Origin of the sequence: Streptomyces silaceus, assembly GCF_001419745.1 — a bacterium.
Classification (GTDB): domain Bacteria; phylum Actinomycetota; class Actinomycetes; order Streptomycetales; family Streptomycetaceae; genus Streptomyces; species Streptomyces silaceus.
Window position 1 is genome coordinate 1 of the sequence record NZ_LIRJ01000039.1, and the last position, 15421, is coordinate 15421.

A 15421-nucleotide genomic window follows, 5' to 3' on the forward strand; every position below is an offset into this window, starting at 1 on the left:
GACCGTGCCCTCGGTGATCAGCCGGTGGACCTGGACCGGCTGGGTCTGGCCGATGCGGTACGCGCGGTCGGTGGCCTGCTCCTCGACCGCGGGGTTCCACCAGCGGTCGTAGTGGACGACGTGGCCCGCCCGGGTCAGGTTCAGGCCCGTGCCCGCCGCCTTCAGGGACAGCAGGAAGACCGGGACCTCGCCCGACTGGAAACGGTCCACCATCTCCTCGCGCCGCGCCACCGGCGTGCCGCCGTGCAGGAGTTGGGAGCGGATGCCCCGGGACGACAGGTGCGCCTCCAGGAGGCGGGCCATCTCCACGTACTGCGTGAAGACCAGGACGGCGCCGGCGCTCTCCGACTCCGCGAGGATCGTGTCGAGGAGCTCGTCCAGGAGCTCCAGCTTGCCCGAGCGCGACCGGCCCGTCCGGGTGGTGAGCGCGCCGTCCTTCAAGTACTGCGCGGGGTGGTTGCAGATCTGCTTCAGGCCCATCAGGAGCTTCATCACGAGGCCCCGGCGGGCCATGCCGTCCGACGCCTCGATGCGGGCCAGCGTCTCGCGCACCACCGCCTCGTACAGCGAGGTCTGTTCGCGCGTGAGGGCGACGGGGTGGTCGGTCTCCGTCTTCGGCGGGAGCTCGGGGGCGATGCCCGGGTCGGACTTCTTGCGCCGCAGGATGAAGGGGCGCACGAGCCGGGCCAGGCGCTCCATCGCCTCGTCGTTCTCCGCCGTCTCGCCGCCCTCGACGAGGCGGGCGTGCCGGGCGCGGAACGCCTTCAGGGGGCCGAGCAGGCCCGGCGTCGTCCAGTCGAGCAGGGCCCACAGCTCGGAGAGGTTGTTCTCCACGGGGGTGCCGGTGAGCGCGACCCGGGCCTGCGAGGGGATGGTGCGCAGCGCCTTGGCCGTCGCCGCGTGCGGGTTCTTCACGTGCTGCGCCTCGTCCGCGACGACCAGGCCCCAGCGCTGACCGGCCAGTTCGGGGGCGCTGGTGCGCATCGTGCCGTACGTGGTGAGGACGAAGCCGCCCTCGCCGTCCAGGCCCGCGAGGGTGCGGCCCGTGCCGTGGAAGCGGCGCACGGGGACGCCGGGCGCGAACCGCTCGATCTCCCGCTGCCAGTTGCCGAGCAGCGAGGCGGGGCAGACCACCAGCGTCGGCGGCGTGCCCTTGGCCCGCGCGCGGTGGAGGTGGAGGGCGATCAGCGTGACGGTCTTGCCGAGGCCCATGTCGTCGGCGAGGCAGCCGCCGAGGCCGAGCGAGGTCATGCGGTCGAGCCAGGCCAGGCCGCGGAGCTGGTAGTCGCGCAGGGTGGCGTGCAGGCCGGGCGGCGGGGCGGGCACCTCCGGGGCGCCGGTGACGCGCTCGCGCAGCCGGGCCAGCGCGCCGAGCGGCACGGCGGGCACCCGCTCGCCGTCCACCTCCGCCGTGCCGGTGAGTGCGACGGACAGGGCGTCGACGGGGTCGAGGAGACCGAGGTCGCGCTTGCGGGCCTTGCGGACCAGCTCGGGGTCGACCAGGACCCACTGGTCGCGGAGGCGGACGACCGGGCGGTGCGCCTCCGCGAGCAGGTCGAGCTCCGTCTCGGTCAGCGGCTCGGATCCGTCGCCGAGCGCCAACTGCCAGCGGAATTCGAGGAGTTCCTCGGTCTTGAAGAAGTCGAAGTTGTCGGCGGCGGTGCCGGGGGCCGGGCGGACGACGGCCGTGGCGGTGAGGCCGCGGGTCAGCTCCTTGGGCCAGTGGACGGCGACCCCGGCGGCGCCGAGCCGGCCGGCCGCCGCGCCCAGGAGGTCGCGCAGCTCGTCCTCGCTCAGCGGCAGGACGTCCGGGCGCTGCCGCTCCAGGAGCCGACCGAGCGGCGGCCAGACGCGGGCGGCGCGGCGCAGCGCGAGGAGGGTGTCGACGCGGGCGCGCGGCCCGAAGTGGTCGGCGCCCGCCCAGAGTCCGGGCACGTCCGTGACGAGGCTCGGGTCGGCGAGGCTGTGCACCTGCACGACGGCGGCGGCCGGACTGGCGACCGCGGCCCGGGACACTCCCGCGGCCCCGTCCGCGCCGCCGTCGAAGTCCTCGGCCGAGTCGTCCGCGCCGTCGAACACCTCGTGGGCCTTCAGGTGGAGCCGGAGCGAGACGCGCACGCCCGCGTCCACCCCGGCCGCGACCTCCGCCGCCCAGTCCCGCGCGCCCGGCAGCGGCTGCGGCTCCCGCGCGGCGAACGGCTCGCCCACCGCGTACGCGGCGGCGGGGGTGCGCGGCAGGACGTCGACCACCGCGTCGACGAAGGCCCTGACCAGGGCGAACGGCTGCGGCAGCTGAAGCGGCCCGCGTCCCGGTGAGGGCAGCGGCACGGCGTGCGCCTCGGCGGGCAGCGCGGCGGCGACGGCCCGCAGCTGGGCGACGTCGGCCTCGTCCAGCGGGCCCGCGCGCCATGCGTCGTGGTCCTCGGCGGTCAGTCCGGGCAGCAGCCTGCCCCGCGCCGCCAGGTGCAGCGCGTGCCGGGCGGCGGCGCCCCAGCAGGCGACGGCGGGGTGCGGGCGGGCGGCGCCGAGCAGCAGCGGCAGGGCGTCGGCGACCGGCAGGAAGAGCGCGGGCACGGTGCGGGCACGGGCCCCCTTGCCGTGCTTGCGGGCGACGACGAGATCCCCTCGTACGCCGAGGCCTTCTCGTACGCCGAGGCCTTCTCGTACGCCGAGGCCCTCCCGCACGCCGAGCCCCTCCCGCACGCCGAGGCCTTCTCGTACGCCAACCCCTTCTCCCGCGCCGACGCCCCCGTCCGGCAGCGCTCCCCCGCTCGACAGCAGGCCCCCGTCCGGCAGCTCACCCCCGTCCGCCCGCCAGAAAGCCACGCGTCCCTCGCGCGGCGGCTCCGCCGGGAGGAACACGGCGGCGCAGGTCCGCACGAGGACGGCGCCGTCCGGCGCCGTCACACCCTCTGCCCCCATCACCACCGCCTCGCCAAGCCCTGTTCACGCAGCCTTTCCCTGCGTCCGCAACCCTAGGCCAGACCACTGACAACCCTCGGCCGCCGCTCCCCCCGCCCCCGCGCAACCGCCCCCGGGCGATCACCAGATGAACACTGGAAGGAAAGTTTCCTAACAATAATTCATCCCAAGTTATTGACGCGCACATGCCGCATCGCCAGGATTCCCGGGACGGCCAGGCACCCCCACGCCACCGAGGAGACGGACATGCCGCTCACCCCCCGCGCCATGAACTCCCGCACGCCCGAAGCCCGTTCACAAAAGACCCGGTCCCGCAAAGCCCGCCTCGGCGTCCCCGTCGCCGCGGGCGCCTCGCTCGCCCTCGTCGGCGGCGTGCTGCTGTGGTCGCCCGCCGAGGAGGCGGACGCCTCGCCCACCGCCACGCCCCGGGCCGGATTCACGGCGGTCGCCGCCGGTGACATCGCCGAGCAGTGCACGTCGAGCAGCAGCAGCTGCAAGCACCCCAAGACCGCGGCCCTGGTCAAGCAGATCGACCCGTCCTTCGTGATGACCATGGGCGACAACCAGTACGACGACGCCCGTCTGAAGGACTTCAAGAACTACTACGACAAGTCCTGGGGCGCCTTCAAGAGCAAGACGCGGCCGGCCGCGGGCAACCACGAGACGTACGACCCGGCGGGCTCGCTCGCGGGCTACAAGTCCTACTTCGGGTCGGTCGCCTACCCCGACGGCAAGAGCTACTACAGCTACGACCAGGGCAACTGGCACTTCATCGCGCTCGACTCCAACAGCTTCGACGACGACGAGCAGATCGACTGGCTCAAGGACGACCTCGCCGCCAACTCCAAGAAGTGCGTGGCCGCGTACTGGCACCACCCGCTCTTCTCCTCCGGCGAGCACGGCAACGACCCGGTGAGCCGCCCGGTCTGGAAGCTGCTCTACGACAACAAGGCCGAGTTGGTCCTCAACGGCCACGACCACCACTACGAGCGGTTCGCCCCGCAGAACCCGGACGGCAAGGCCGACTCGAACGGCATCGTCGAACTGCTCGGCGGCATGGGCGGCGCCAACCCGTACAAGATCGAGGAAGTCCAGCCCAACAGCCAGAAGCGGATCACCGACACCTTCGGCGTGGTCAAGCTGAACTTCACCGACACCGGCTTCTCCTGGAACCTCGTCGCCACCGACGGCTCGACGAAGGACACCAGCCCGAACTACACCTGCCGCTGAGCCCGGCGGGAGCCACCCATGTACCTCGCTTCCACCGGCGCGGTCACCAAGGGCGGCGCGGCGGCCCCGGCCCCGGAGAAGTCCGGGGCCGGGCGCGGCCGGGTCGCGGGACCCGTCCTCGCGCTCGGCGCGGTCAGCCTCGTCACCGACATCTCCTCGGAGATGGTCACCGCGGTCCTTCCGCTCTACTTCGTCCTCCAACTCGGCCTCTCCCCACTGCAGTTCGGCTTCCTCGACGGCCTCTACAACGGCGTCACGGCGCTGGTGCGGCTGGCCGGCGGGTACGCCGCCGACCGCGGCGGGCGGCACAAGCTCGTGGCCGGCGGCGGCTACGCCCTCTCGGCGCTGTCCCGGCTCGGGCTGCTGCTCGCGGGCGGTGCCACCGCCGGGATCGGCGCGGCGCTCGCCGCCGACCGCATCGGCAAGGGCGTGCGCACCGCGCCGCGGGACGCGCTCATCTCGCTGAGCAGCCCGCCCGACGCGCTGGGCCGCGCCTTCGGCGTGCACCGGGCGATGGACACGACGGGCGCGCTGCTCGGGCCGCTCGCCGCGTTCGCGCTGCTGTGGGCGACCGCGGACGCCTACGACGCCGTGTTCGTGGTCAGCTTCTGCTTCGGGCTGCTCGGGGTGCTGCTGCTGGTCGCGTTCGTGCCGGGTCACCAGGCCATGGCCGGCGCCGCGCCCAAGGCCCCGTCCCGGCGGGCGGCGGCCGACCGGGCCCCGTCCGGCCGCCGGGACCGCGCGCTCGACCTGCTCCGCATCCCCGCCTTCCGGCGCGTCCTGCTGGCGGCGTCGCTGCTCGGCGCGGCCACCATCGGCGACGCGTTCCTCTATCTCCTGCTCCAGCGGCGGCTCGACTTCGCGGTCTCGTGGTTCCCGCTGCTCCCGCTGGGCTCCGCCGCCGTCTATCTGCTGCTCGCGGTCCCGGCGGGCCGGCTCGCCGACCGCACGGGGCGGCGCGTACCGTTCCTCGCGGGGCACGTGGCGCTGCTCGGCGGCTATCTCCTGCTGCTCTCGCCCACCGGCGGCTGGCCGCTGCTCATCGGCGTCCTGCTGCTGCTCGGTGTCTTCTACGCCGCCACCGACGGGGTCCTGATGGCGCTCGCCGCCCCCGTGGTCGCCGAGGCGCGGCGGGCGAGCGGGATGGCCGTGCTGCAGACCGGGCAGGCCCTCGCCCGGCTCCTCGCCGCCGCCGGGTTCGGCGCGGCCTGGACGCTGTGGGGCGTCGGGCCCGCGCTGACCTGCGCCGCCGTCGCGCTGACCGCGGCGCTCGCGGGGGCGGCGGCCCTGCTGCCCCGTACCGAAAGGCCCTCATGACCAGGCCCGACACTCCCACGACCGATATCCCCACGGCCGGCACTCCCACGGCCGAAGCGCCCTCGCCCTCTCCCGACGCCCCGGCCCCCCGGTCCCTGCGCTCGCGGATCGTCGCCGTCGCGGTGGCCGCCGCCGTCCTCGCGGGCGTCGCCGTCGCGTACACCCTGCACGCGGCCCAGCGCGCCGAATCGGCCGACGCCGCATCGGAGTTCGGCCTCGACCACGGGCAGCTGTACTTCCGCAGCACGGAGGCGGGCGCGGGCCGGGTGGCCCATCTGCCCCTGCCCGGCGCGGGCGCACGCAAGGCCGCCCGCACCACCGGCGGCCCCACCTGCGAGCGCTTCTACGCCGCCGCGGGCACCGGCCTGTGCCTCCAGCGCCGGGCCGGGATCCCGCCCACGTCCTACGCGGTCGTCCTGGACGACGACCTGCGCGAGAAGCGCCGCATCGCGCTCACCGGCATCCCCAACCGGGCGCGCGTCTCCGCGTCGGGGCGCATGCTGTCCTGGACGATGTTCGCCACCGGCGACTCCTACGCGGGCTCGTCCTTCTCCACCCGCACCTCGATCCTGGACACCCGCACCGGCTACCTCATCAAGAACATGGAGGAGATCCCCCTCACCCTCGACGGCCGCCGCTACCACGCGCCGGACGTCAACTACTGGGGCGTGACCTTCGCGAAGGACGACAACCTCTTCTACGCGACGGTGTCGACGAAGGGGAAGACGTACCTCGTGCGCGGCGACATGAAGAAGTGGGCGGCGACCGCGCTGCGCACGAACGTCGAATGCCCCTCGCTCTCCCCCGACAACACCCGCATCGCCTTCAAGAAGCGGGTGCGCAAGGGGACTTCGGACCCGTGGCGGCTGTACGTCCTGGATCTGCGCACGATGCGCGAGCACCCGCTCGCCGAGCGCCGCAACGTCGACGACCAGGCCGCGTGGCTGGACGACGGCACGCTCGCGTACGCGCTGCCGGGCCAGGACGGCCGCAAGCAGGACATCTGGTCCACCCCGGCCGACGGCTCCGGAAAGCCCGCTTTGCGGGTACGCGGCGGGAGTTCACCGGCGGCGGTGCGCTGACCGGCACCCCGCGCGGCACCTACCGGGCCCGGGGCGGCGTACGAAATCCGGATGCGCACGCCGCCCCGGCTCCCGCAGGATCACCCCATGACCTCTCCCGCCCCGCGACGCACCGTCGTGCCCACCCTCTTCCCGCCTCCCGGATACGCCCACGCCGCCGTCGTCGAGGCCGGCACCCGTCTCGCCTTCATGGCGGGCTCCGTCCCGCTGGACCCCGAGGGGAACCTCGTCGGCGAGGGCGACATCGCCCGGCAGACCGCGCAGGTCATCGCCAACCTCGACGAGGCCCTGCGCGCGGTGGGCAGCGATCTGTCGCAGGTGGTGGCCAGCACGGTGTACGTCGTCGCCGACGAGCCCCCGGCCCTGACCACCGCCTGGGAGGTCGTACGCGCCTCCGGCCTGCACGCGGGCCCGCACACGTCGACGCTCCTGGGCACCACCTGCCTCGGCTACCCCGGTCAGCTCGTGGAGATCACGGCCACGGCGGTCGTCCCGGACCCGCCGGTCACCGCGTAGGAGCCGTCCGGAGCGCGCCGCGCGGTCCGGCCGGTGCGCACATGGCCGTCGGCGGTGAAGGCGCGCGCGTCGGATGCCCGGTAGTAGCCGCGCGGGGTGTACGGGCCGCGGGCGACGAGTTCGCCGGGCTCCCCGTCGGGCACGTCCTTGCCGTCGGCGTCGACGACGCGGACCTGGTCGTCGGGCGAGAGCGGGCGGCCGTGCGTGGCGGTCCCGGCCGGATCACCGGGCCGGGTGAGCAGCAGCGGCCCCTCGGCGGTGGCGAACACCTGCTGGGGGCGGCAGCCCAGTTCGGCGCCGATGCGCGCGGCGACCGCGCCGTCCGGGGGCGCGCCGCCGAGCTGCACGAGCCGCAGCGTGCTCACGTCGGCCCCTGCCCCGGGCAGCGCGTCGAGCCAGCCCCGGGCGAGGGCGGGCAGCAGGGAGGTGACGGTGACCCGCTCGCGCTCGACGGCCGCGAGGCACCCGGCGGGGTCCGCGTCGTCGGCCAGGACGACGGTGCCGCCGACGGAGAGGGTGCCGACGATGCCGGGGCAGCCGAGGGCGAGCGCGGACTCGGCGGGCAGCGCGGCGAGATACACGTCGTCCCCGGTGAGCGACACCAGCTCGGCGGCGGCCCGCGCCTGATACGCGTAGTCGTCGTGGGTGCGCGGCACGAGCCGAGCCTCCTCGCCGGTGCCGTGCCCGGAGAGCAGGAGGAGCGCCACCTCGTCGGCACCCTGCACGAGCGGGCGCTCGGGCGGGGCGTCTACGGAGCCGAGCGGGAAGTGGTGGCAGCCCGACGGATCGATCGTCATGCCGCCGTACGGGGACGAGGCGCCCGGCGCCTCGTAGGTGAACACCCGCCGCAGGAAGGGCCCTTGGGCGGCGATACCGGCGGCCATCGCCGCGTGGTCGAAGCCCTCGTGCGTCGCCGGACCGACGTATCCGGCGGCCTCGGTGATCCGCACCAGGCGGGACACCTCGGGCGTGCGGTGCGCGAGCGGGCAGAGCACGGGGACCGCGCCCGCCCGCATCAGCGCGAAGACTGCGACGACGAACTCGGGGACGTTCGGCAGCTGCACGACGACCCGCTGCCCGCGCATGAGGCCCCGCAGCCGGAACCCGGCGGCCATGCGGTCCACGCGCCGGTTCAGCCGCGCGTACGTGACGCGGGTGCCGGTGCCGCCGTGCACGAGCGCGGTCCGCGGCCCGTGCTCCAGGGCCCAGCCGCGCAGCAGGTTGTCGAGCGTGTGGCCGCGCCAGTGCCCGGCCGCCCAGTAGCGGTCGACGAACTCCTCGGGCCAGGGGGTGCAGCCGTCGAGCATGGGTGTGCTTCGCCTCCTCGGTGCCGGTCGTCCGCCCCGACGCCGGGGAGCGGTCCCGGCGCCGTGGCCCTGGTGATCCCATCCGACGCCACCCACCCGCGCAATGCGCTGTCCCGACCACGGTCGCGGGCCGTCCTCGGCGGAAGGTCCAAGGCACGCCGCTGACCTGGGCGGGGTCCGGACCCGGCGGGCCGGTGCGGGCCCGGCGGCTAGGAGCGGGCGCGCCGGGCCAGGCCGAGGGCGTACTCGGGCCACCACTGCCCCGCGCGCGGCCCGCCCCGGCACGTCCCGTCGGACTCACCGGGCCGCTTGATCCACAGGTAGGCGTCGAGCGAGGCGACGCCGGTGCGGGTGGTGGGCGGGATGCCGAGGGCGCGGCCCGGCGGATTGCACCAGGCCTCGGTGCCCCGGTAGGGGCCGTTGCCGTTGCGGCTGCTGTCGACGACGAAGTGCTTGCCGCCGAGCTCCCTGGAGAGCCGCCGACCGTAGTCGGAACTCACCTTGTTCGTCTGGTAGTTGGAGACGTTCAGGGCGAAGCCGTCGGCGTGGGCGATGCCGGCGCTGCGCAGCGGTCCGACCAGGCGGCGGGCGTCGGGGATCCAGCTCGCGTTGCCCGCGTCGAGGTAGACCTTGGTGCCGGGGTGGCGCTTGATGCGCTGGACGGCGTAGGAGAGCAGGGCGTACCGCTCGGCCGCGGCGGCGCGCGGGCAGCCCGCCACCATCTGCGCGACGGCGTCCGGTTCGACGATCACGTACGCGCCGCGGGTGCCGAGCCCGGCGGCGAACCCGTCGATCCACTGGCGGTAGTGGGCGGCGTCGCGGGCGCCGCCGGAGGAGTAGGCGCCGCAGTCGCGGTGCGGGATGAAGTACGCGACGAGGACGGCGGTGCGCCGCGCCCTGGCCGCGGCGTCGACGAGGGCGCGCACCTGGGCGCCGGGCCCGTTGGCGTGCAGCCAGACGGCCTGCGGGCGGCCCGCGATGCGGTCGACGAGCCGGGCGTCGGCGGTGCGGCCCTGCCGTCGCCACTGGGCGGCCTGCCGGACGGCCGCGCTGCGCGGGTCGACCCAGAAGGCGGGGCCGGCCGCCCTGTCGGCGAGGGCCCCTTCGGCCGGGGCCCGCACGGCGCGCGCCGAGGCGTCCGCGCCGGACGCCTCGGCGCAGCCGGTCGCCGCGCCCAGCAGGAGGGCGGCGGCGAGCAGGCTCCGGGACAGCGGCCGGGAGACGGCGCGGGAGATGCGGTGACGGGAGATGCGGTGGCAGAGGCGGCGGGAGGACGGGTGCGGCACCAGGTGGCTCCAGTTGCTCGGCGCCGGTCGGGCCCGGCGCGCTGTCCGGAGTCTGCGGTCGGCCCGCCCCGGCGGCGGCCCGTCCCCCGCCGGGGCGCGGGCAGTTCACCCGGAATATCACTCCGACGGCGGCGGCTGGGCGTGTCCGGCTCCCCAAGTGCGCCTCTTCGGCAGGGGTTTGGCGTACCCGCCGACGCGGCTCGTGGTCGGGCCGAGCGCGACGAGCGACTCGGCGAGCCGTGGCGCCGACCCCGTCGACGACGGGCATGCCGCGCTTGTCGCCGACGGCCCGTTGCAGCCCGGTCATCCCGGCGCAGCCGAGGACGGCTGCCCGGCGTCAGTCCGCCTTCGCCTCCCGCATCCGCCCGTACGCGTACACGCACCCCGCGAGCGCCAGGTCGGACAGGAGCATGAAGCCGATCGAGTACGAGTCCTTCGCGCTGTAGATCGCGCCCATGACCAGCGGCGGCACGAAGCCGCCGAGGCCGCCCACCGCGCCCACGATGCCCGTGACCGAGCCGACCTGCGGCTGCGGGGTCACCTGCGAGACGAGCGCGAAGACGCTGCCGCTCGCGGTGCCGAGCCCGGCCGCCATGACCAGGAAGCAGAGCGTGCCCGTCGGGTTCAGCACCGGGTCGAAGGCCTGTACGACGGCGAAGAGGGCGACCACGGCGAGGGCGAAGGAGGTCACCGTGGCCGGATGGATCCGGTCGGAGAGCCAGCCGCCGACCGGCCGGAAGACGACGGTGACGAGCGCGAACCCGGCCGCCTTGGTGCCCGCGTCGGTGGGCGAGAGGTCGTACCAGGTCTTCAGGTACGTCGGCAGGTACACCCCGAACGCGACGATCCCGCCGAAGCCGATCGCGTACAGCGCCGACAGCTCCCAGGTGACCCGCAGCCGCCCCGCCTGCCCGAGCCGCGTGGCCAGCGGGCTGGTGGGCACGGGACGGTCCGGGCGGTCGGTGATGAGCACTGCGGCGAGCAGCGCGAAGACGGCGAGCGCGACGGCCACGACGAGGAAGGGCAGGTTCTCGCCGTGCTCGGCGATGCGCGGCGTGAAGTAGCCGGAGAGCGCCACGCCGCCCATGCCCATCCCGAAGACGCCGAGCGCGAAGCCCCTGCGGGCCGGCGGGAACCACGAGTTGACCAGCGGGATGCCGATGGCGAACGTCGTCCCGCCGAGGCCGAGCAGGAAGCCCACCCCGAGCATCGCGCCGAAGCTGTCCCTGGCCGGGATGATCAGCAACACCGGGATGATGGTGAGCGCCGCGACCAGCGGGAACATCCGCCGGGCGCCGTAGCGGTCGGTCAGCGCGCCGACCGGCACCCGGCCCAGCGAGCCGACGATCACGGGCACGGCGACCAGGAGCGACTGCTGGAAGGAGCTCAGCCCGAGCCGGTCCTTGAAGTCGCTGCCGAGCGGCGCCACCAGGTCCCAGGCCCAGAAGGTGAGCGTGAAGCCGACGGTCGCCACGGCCAGGTTGCGGTAGGCGGCGGCGGAGGGCCTGGCTGCCGGAGTCGCGTCGGTCTCGTCCACGCTTCCACGCTAGGAATCGCGGCGCTTCCCGGCCCGCCCTATTGAGCCGTCCGGCGTAGCCCCGCGGCGTCCGCGGCCGCGCCGAGCACGTCCCGCAGCATCGCGGGCGTCAGCCGTCCGGTGAACGTGTTGCGTTGGCTGACGTGGAAGCAGCCGAACAGTTCCAGCGGCGCGAGGTCCGCGCCGCCCGCCAGGGTCACCCGGGCCCCGTGTCCGAAAGCGGGCCGGGGCCGGGGCACCCGCCGGCCCGCCGCGGCGAGGGCGGGCAGCGCGGCCTGCCAGCCGAAGGCGCCGAGCACCACCACGGACCGCAGGTGCGGGGCGAGCAGCCGCAGCTCGTCCACCAGCCAGGAGCGGCAGGTGTCGCGCTCCCGCGGGGTCGGCTTGTTGGCGGGCGGCGCGCAGTGCACGGGCGAGGTGATGCGGGTGCCGTACAGGGTCAGGCCGTCGTCGGCGCTCTCGGCGGTGGGGCGCGAGGCCAGGCCGACGTCGTACAGGGCGCGGTAGAGCACGTCGCCCGAGCGGTCGCCGGTGAACATCCGGCCGGTGCGGTTGGCGCCGTGCGCGGCGGGCGCGAGGCCGATGATCAGGAGCGCCGCGTCGTGCGGCCCGAAGCCGGGCACCGGCCGCCCCCAGTACTCCTGGTCGGCGAAGGCCGCGCGCCGGGTCCGCGCGACCTCCTCGCGCCACTCCACGAGGCGGGGACAGGCCCGGCACGCGACGAGCCGCGCGTCGAGCTCGCCCAGGCCGTCCATGCCTCCACCGTACGCACCCGCGCCGGCCCGGCACCCGCGCCCCTCAGGTCAGGGCCGCACCCAGCGCCACGAACACGCAGATCAGCACGGCCAGGACGACGAGCAGCGGCCACACGAACCGCAGGTACTTGTCGTAGCCGACCTTGGCGAGCGCCACGCCACCGATGGTGACCGCCGTCGTCGGCACCCACAGGTTCATCCAGCCGCTGGCCGACTGCCAGGCGGTGACGACGACCGCGCGCGAGACGCCGGCGAAGTCGGCGAGCGGCGCGAGGATCGGCATGGCGAGCGTGGCGTGCCCCGAGGTGGAGGGGATCAGGAAGGCGAGCGGCAGGTTCACGAGGAAGACGATGACCGCGAAGAGCCCCGAGGAGGTGCCCTTGACCACGCCCTCGATGGAGTGCAGCACGGTGTCCGTGATCTTCGAGTTGTTCATGATGGTCGTGACGCCGCGGGCCAGCAGGATGACCAGCGCGGGCGAGACGAAGTCGGCCGCGCCCTGGATCACCGTCGAGCTCAGCTTCTGCTCGCCCATCCGCGCGACGAGCCCGACGAGCACGGCCGCGCACAGGAACAGGGCCGCCAGCTGGGGGAAGGACCAGCCGAGTTCGAAGCCGTAGGGCCGCGCGTCCGCCTTGCCCGTGAGCGCGCTCGACCAGGGCACCACCGAGAAGATCATGAAGGTGAAGACGAGCGCGGTCACGACGAGCACGGCCTTGTGCAGCCCGGTCAGCTCCGGCACCTCGCCCGCGTCGGCGGCGGACTGCTCCCGGTCCCCCGGCAGGAACCCGGACAGGGAACGCCCCGGGTCGCGCCGGACGCGCTTGGCGTACCGGATGACGTACGCGACGGTGACCCCCGTCAGCACGCACCACATGGCGAAGCGCAGCACGATGCCGTCGCCCAGCGAGATGTCGGCGGCGGACGAGGCGACGCCCGTCGCGAAGGGGTTCACCGTCGAGCAGAGCACGCCGACGCCCGCGCCGAGGATGATCGCGCCGACGGCGGTCATGCGGTCGTAGCCGAGGGCGAGCATCAGCGGCACGATCAGCCCGTAGAAGCCGAGGGTCTCCTCGGCGAAGCCCTCCACGGTCCCGAGGACGGAGAAGACGACCATGACACCGGCGATGAGCAGCGCGCCGCGCTCGCGCAGCCGGTGGGCGAGCCGCCCGATGCCCCGGTCGAGCGCGCCGGTCGCGAAGACGACGGTGATGAACGCGCCGATGGCCAGCACGAACAGGAAGACGCCCGCGCTGCCGTACAGCGACCCGACGTTGTCGGGCGCGACCAGCGAGGTCTTCTCGTCCTGGATGCCGTAGAGGCCGTTGACGGGCGACAGGAAGAGGTCGTTGAGCCGGTCGACGAAGGACTGTCCGGAGTCGACGCGGTGGTAGGTGCCCTGGACGGGTGCGCCGGAGTCGTTGCGGTCGTACTGCCCGGAGGGGATGAGGAAGGCGAGCAGCCACACCGCGACGGTGACGATCGCGAGGACGGTCAGGGCGCTGGGAAAGGTGAACTTCCGCTTCTTGCTGGGCTCCTCGGTCGGTTCCCCGCCCACGGAGGTCTCGCCGGCACTCACGCGACGCCACCGCCCGACGGCTCGGAACCGGTACGGTCCCCGGCGCCCGCACCCCGGAAGTCGGCGGCGTACTCGCGTACGAAGGCGCACAGGGCGACGACCGTGTTGCGCAGCTCCGAGAAGAGGACACGCTCGTTCGGGGCATGGAGATTGCACATGCTGTCCTGCGCGCCGAAGAGCAGCACCTCGGCGCCGGGCGCGGCCTTCGCCAGCCCGTTGACCAGCGGAATGGAACCGCCCGTGGCCACGTACGAGGCCTCCTTCCCCCATCCCTCCCGCAGCGCGGTGAGCGCGGCGCGGTAGGCGGGCCCGCCGGTGGCGGCCTCGTAGCCGGGCCCGGTGTCGCCGGGCGTGACGGTGAGCGCGACACCGAAGGGCTTGAGCGAGCGCAGATGCTCGACGAGCCGTCCCTGCGCCTCGCGCGGATCCTGCCGGGGATGGAAGCGGAGGTTCAGCTTGGCGCGGGCGTACGGCACGACGGCCGACGCGGCATGCTCCACGCTCGGCGCGTCAAGCCCGATGACGGTGATCGCGGGCCCGCTCCACAGCCGCTCCCCGAGCCCGCCGCTCCCGATGAGCGGCACCCCGTCCCGCACCCCCGCCAGGGACCGGAACTCCTCCTCCGTGTACCCGGCGCCCTCCCACTCCTCGCGCCGCAGCCCCTCCACCGCGACATCGCCGTGCACGTCGTGCAGCGTGGCGAGCGCCTTCACCAGGACGAGCAGCGCGTCGGGCGCCGCGCCCCCGAACTCCCCGCTGTGGCGCGGCTCGTCGAGGGTGCGGACCTCGACCGTCACCTCGCAGGCGCCGCGCAGACCGGTCGTGAGGGTGGGGGTGCCGGGGCGGAGGTTGCCGAGGTCGGCGATGACCATGGCGTCGCAGGCGAACCGCTCGGGATCGGTGGGCGGGTAGTCGTCGAAGGCGCTGCCGTACTCCTCCTGCCCCTCGATGACGATCTTGACGCCGACCGGCGGACGCCCCTCGTAGGCCCGGAGCAGCCCGAGGTGCGCGATGACGTTGGACTTGTCGTCCGCGATGCCCCGGGCGCGCAGCCCGCCCTCGACGGGCGTCGGCTCGAACGGCGGGGACTTCCACAGCGACTCATCGCCGGGCGGCTGCACGTCGTAGTGGCCGTACAGCAGCACGGTCGGCGCGTCGGGCGACGGGGGCGGGATCTCGCCGTAGATCACCGGCGCGGTGTCGGGCAGGTCGAGCCGCTCCACCCGCGGCACCCCGGCGTCCCGCAGCAGTCCGGCCAGCAGGTCGTGGGCCTCCTCCACCGGCCCGGCGGGGAACCCGGGGAACGCGATCGAGGGGATCGTGGCGAGACGTTCGAGGTCGACACGCAACCGGTCCATCAGGCCGTCGACGGTGGCTTCGAGGGCTTCGTGAGAGTTCATGGGAGCTTCCCGGGAGTCGTCCATGTGCCACGTCCGGTCCGTTCTGTGGCGATAACGACGGATTATCGACGGCCGGGGTCAGCGGATTCCGGACGGCTCGCCGTGAGCCGGGGATGCCGCACCGAAGCCGGACTAAGGTCGGGGCATGGCTTCGGAGACTTCAGGCGGCGGGAAGGGCGGCGGCGCGGCGGGTGGCGGCGCGGCGGGCGAGGGCGGCTCGGTGCGCGTCGACAGCTGGATCTGGTCGGTACGCCTGGTCAAGACCCGCTCGGCCGGCGCGGCCGCGTGCAAGGGCGGCCACGTGCGGGTCAACGGCGAGCGCGTCAAGCCGGCGTACGGCGTGCACGTCGGCGACGAGGTACGCGTACGGAGCGCGGGCGGCCACGAGCGGATCGTCGTCGTGCGCCAACTGATCCGCAAGCGCGTCGGAGCCCCCGTGGCCGTCACGTGCTACACCGACAACACGCCCCCACCCCCCCCCCCCCCGCCC

General features: G+C 74.4%; 12 protein-coding genes and 1 pseudogene. 5 read left to right on the plus strand and 8 right to left on the minus strand.

The window, feature by feature from the left end:
* Positions 1 to 2922, minus strand: a 2922-nt coding sequence (locus tag AOK22_RS04460; protein ID WP_055697233.1) for a DEAD/DEAH box helicase, incomplete at its 3' end; no start/stop codon positions are given.
* A 246-nt stretch (positions 2923 to 3168) separates the two neighbouring features.
* Between AOK22_RS04460 and AOK22_RS04465 the strand changes: the two genes are divergently transcribed.
* The 4 genes from AOK22_RS04465 (at position 3169) to AOK22_RS04480 (ending at position 7067) form a co-directional block, all read left to right on the plus strand.
* Complete coding sequence (locus AOK22_RS04465; RefSeq protein WP_055697226.1) at positions 3169 to 4152, plus strand: metallophosphoesterase family protein; 984 nt, start codon at positions 3169 to 3171, stop codon at positions 4150 to 4152.
* An 18-nt stretch (positions 4153 to 4170) separates the two neighbouring features.
* Positions 4171 to 5469, plus strand: a complete 1299-nt coding sequence (locus tag AOK22_RS04470) for an MFS transporter (protein WP_055697227.1) — start codon at positions 4171 to 4173, stop codon at positions 5467 to 5469.
* Complete coding sequence (locus tag AOK22_RS04475; RefSeq protein WP_244164694.1) at positions 5466 to 6551, plus strand: TolB-like translocation protein; 1086 nt, start codon at positions 5466 to 5468, stop codon at positions 6549 to 6551. The genes AOK22_RS04470 and AOK22_RS04475 overlap by 4 nt, the downstream gene beginning before the upstream one ends.
* 87 nt (positions 6552 to 6638) lie before the next feature.
* The gene (locus AOK22_RS04480) at positions 6639 to 7067 is read left to right on the plus strand and encodes a RidA family protein (RefSeq protein WP_055697228.1); all 429 of its coding nucleotides are present in this window, start codon (positions 6639 to 6641) and stop codon (positions 7065 to 7067) included.
* Here AOK22_RS04480 and AOK22_RS04485 read toward each other — a convergent pair.
* From AOK22_RS04485 to AOK22_RS04510, 7 genes and pseudogenes are all read right to left on the minus strand, one after another.
* Complete coding sequence (locus AOK22_RS04485) at positions 7010 to 8374, minus strand: AMP-binding protein (protein ID WP_055697229.1); 1365 nt, start codon at positions 8372 to 8374, stop codon at positions 7010 to 7012. The two genes, AOK22_RS04480 and AOK22_RS04485, sit on opposite strands and share 58 nt — an antisense overlap.
* Positions 8375 to 8583: 209 nt before the next feature.
* Positions 8584 to 9609 (minus strand): glycoside hydrolase family 6 protein, encoded by a 1026-nt coding sequence (locus tag AOK22_RS04490; protein ID WP_425263997.1) that lies wholly within the window; start codon positions 9607 to 9609, stop codon positions 8584 to 8586.
* A 168-nt stretch (positions 9610 to 9777) separates the two neighbouring features.
* Positions 9778 to 9985, minus strand: a pseudogene (locus AOK22_RS42510) (aspartate/glutamate racemase family protein); the annotation flags it as partial.
* Positions 9986 to 9997: 12 nt separating this feature from the next.
* Positions 9998 to 11197 carry an MFS transporter gene (locus AOK22_RS04495; protein ID WP_055697230.1) on the minus strand — a complete coding sequence of 400 codons (1200 nt, stop codon included), beginning with the start codon at positions 11195 to 11197 and terminating at the stop codon, positions 9998 to 10000.
* A gap of 38 nt (positions 11198 to 11235) precedes the next feature.
* Positions 11236 to 11952 (minus strand): uracil-DNA glycosylase, encoded by a 717-nt coding sequence (locus AOK22_RS04500; protein ID WP_055697231.1) that lies wholly within the window; start codon positions 11950 to 11952, stop codon positions 11236 to 11238.
* Positions 11953 to 11995: 43 nt separating this feature from the next.
* A complete protein-coding gene (locus AOK22_RS04505) occupies positions 11996 to 13531 on the minus strand; it encodes a YfcC family protein (RefSeq protein ID WP_079036336.1) in 1536 nt (511 codons plus the stop codon).
* Positions 13528 to 14931: a M20/M25/M40 family metallo-hydrolase gene (locus tag AOK22_RS04510; protein WP_055697232.1), complete on the minus strand. Its 1404-nt coding sequence runs from the start codon at positions 14929 to 14931 to the stop codon at positions 13528 to 13530. Before AOK22_RS04510 ends, AOK22_RS04505 begins: the two co-directional genes overlap by 4 nt.
* Positions 14932 to 15076: 145 nt before the next feature.
* Between AOK22_RS04510 and AOK22_RS04515 the strand changes: the two genes are divergently transcribed.
* On the plus strand, positions 15077 to 15421 hold a 345-nt coding region (locus AOK22_RS04515; protein WP_167357828.1), incomplete at its 3' end, for an RNA-binding S4 domain-containing protein.

What these genes read in the sequence shown, in the direction of transcription:
- AOK22_RS04480 (WP_055697228.1), top strand. Translation starts at nt 6,639, where the DNA reads ATGACCTCTCCCGCCCCGCGACGCACCGTCGTGCCCACCCTCTTCCCG.
- AOK22_RS04485 (WP_055697229.1), bottom strand. Translation starts at nt 8,374, where the DNA reads ATGCTCGACGGCTGCACCCCCTGGCCCGAGGAGTTCGTCGACCGCTAC.
- AOK22_RS04510 (WP_055697232.1), bottom strand. Translation starts at nt 14,931, where the DNA reads ATGAACTCTCACGAAGCCCTCGAAGCCACCGTCGACGGCCTGATGGAC.
- AOK22_RS04475 (WP_244164694.1), top strand. Translation starts at nt 5,466, where the DNA reads ATGACCAGGCCCGACACTCCCACGACCGATATCCCCACGGCCGGCACT.
- AOK22_RS04500 (WP_055697231.1), bottom strand. Translation starts at nt 11,952, where the DNA reads ATGGACGGCCTGGGCGAGCTCGACGCGCGGCTCGTCGCGTGCCGGGCC.
- AOK22_RS04470 (WP_055697227.1), top strand. Translation starts at nt 4,171, where the DNA reads ATGTACCTCGCTTCCACCGGCGCGGTCACCAAGGGCGGCGCGGCGGCC.
- AOK22_RS04465 (WP_055697226.1), top strand. Translation starts at nt 3,169, where the DNA reads ATGCCGCTCACCCCCCGCGCCATGAACTCCCGCACGCCCGAAGCCCGT.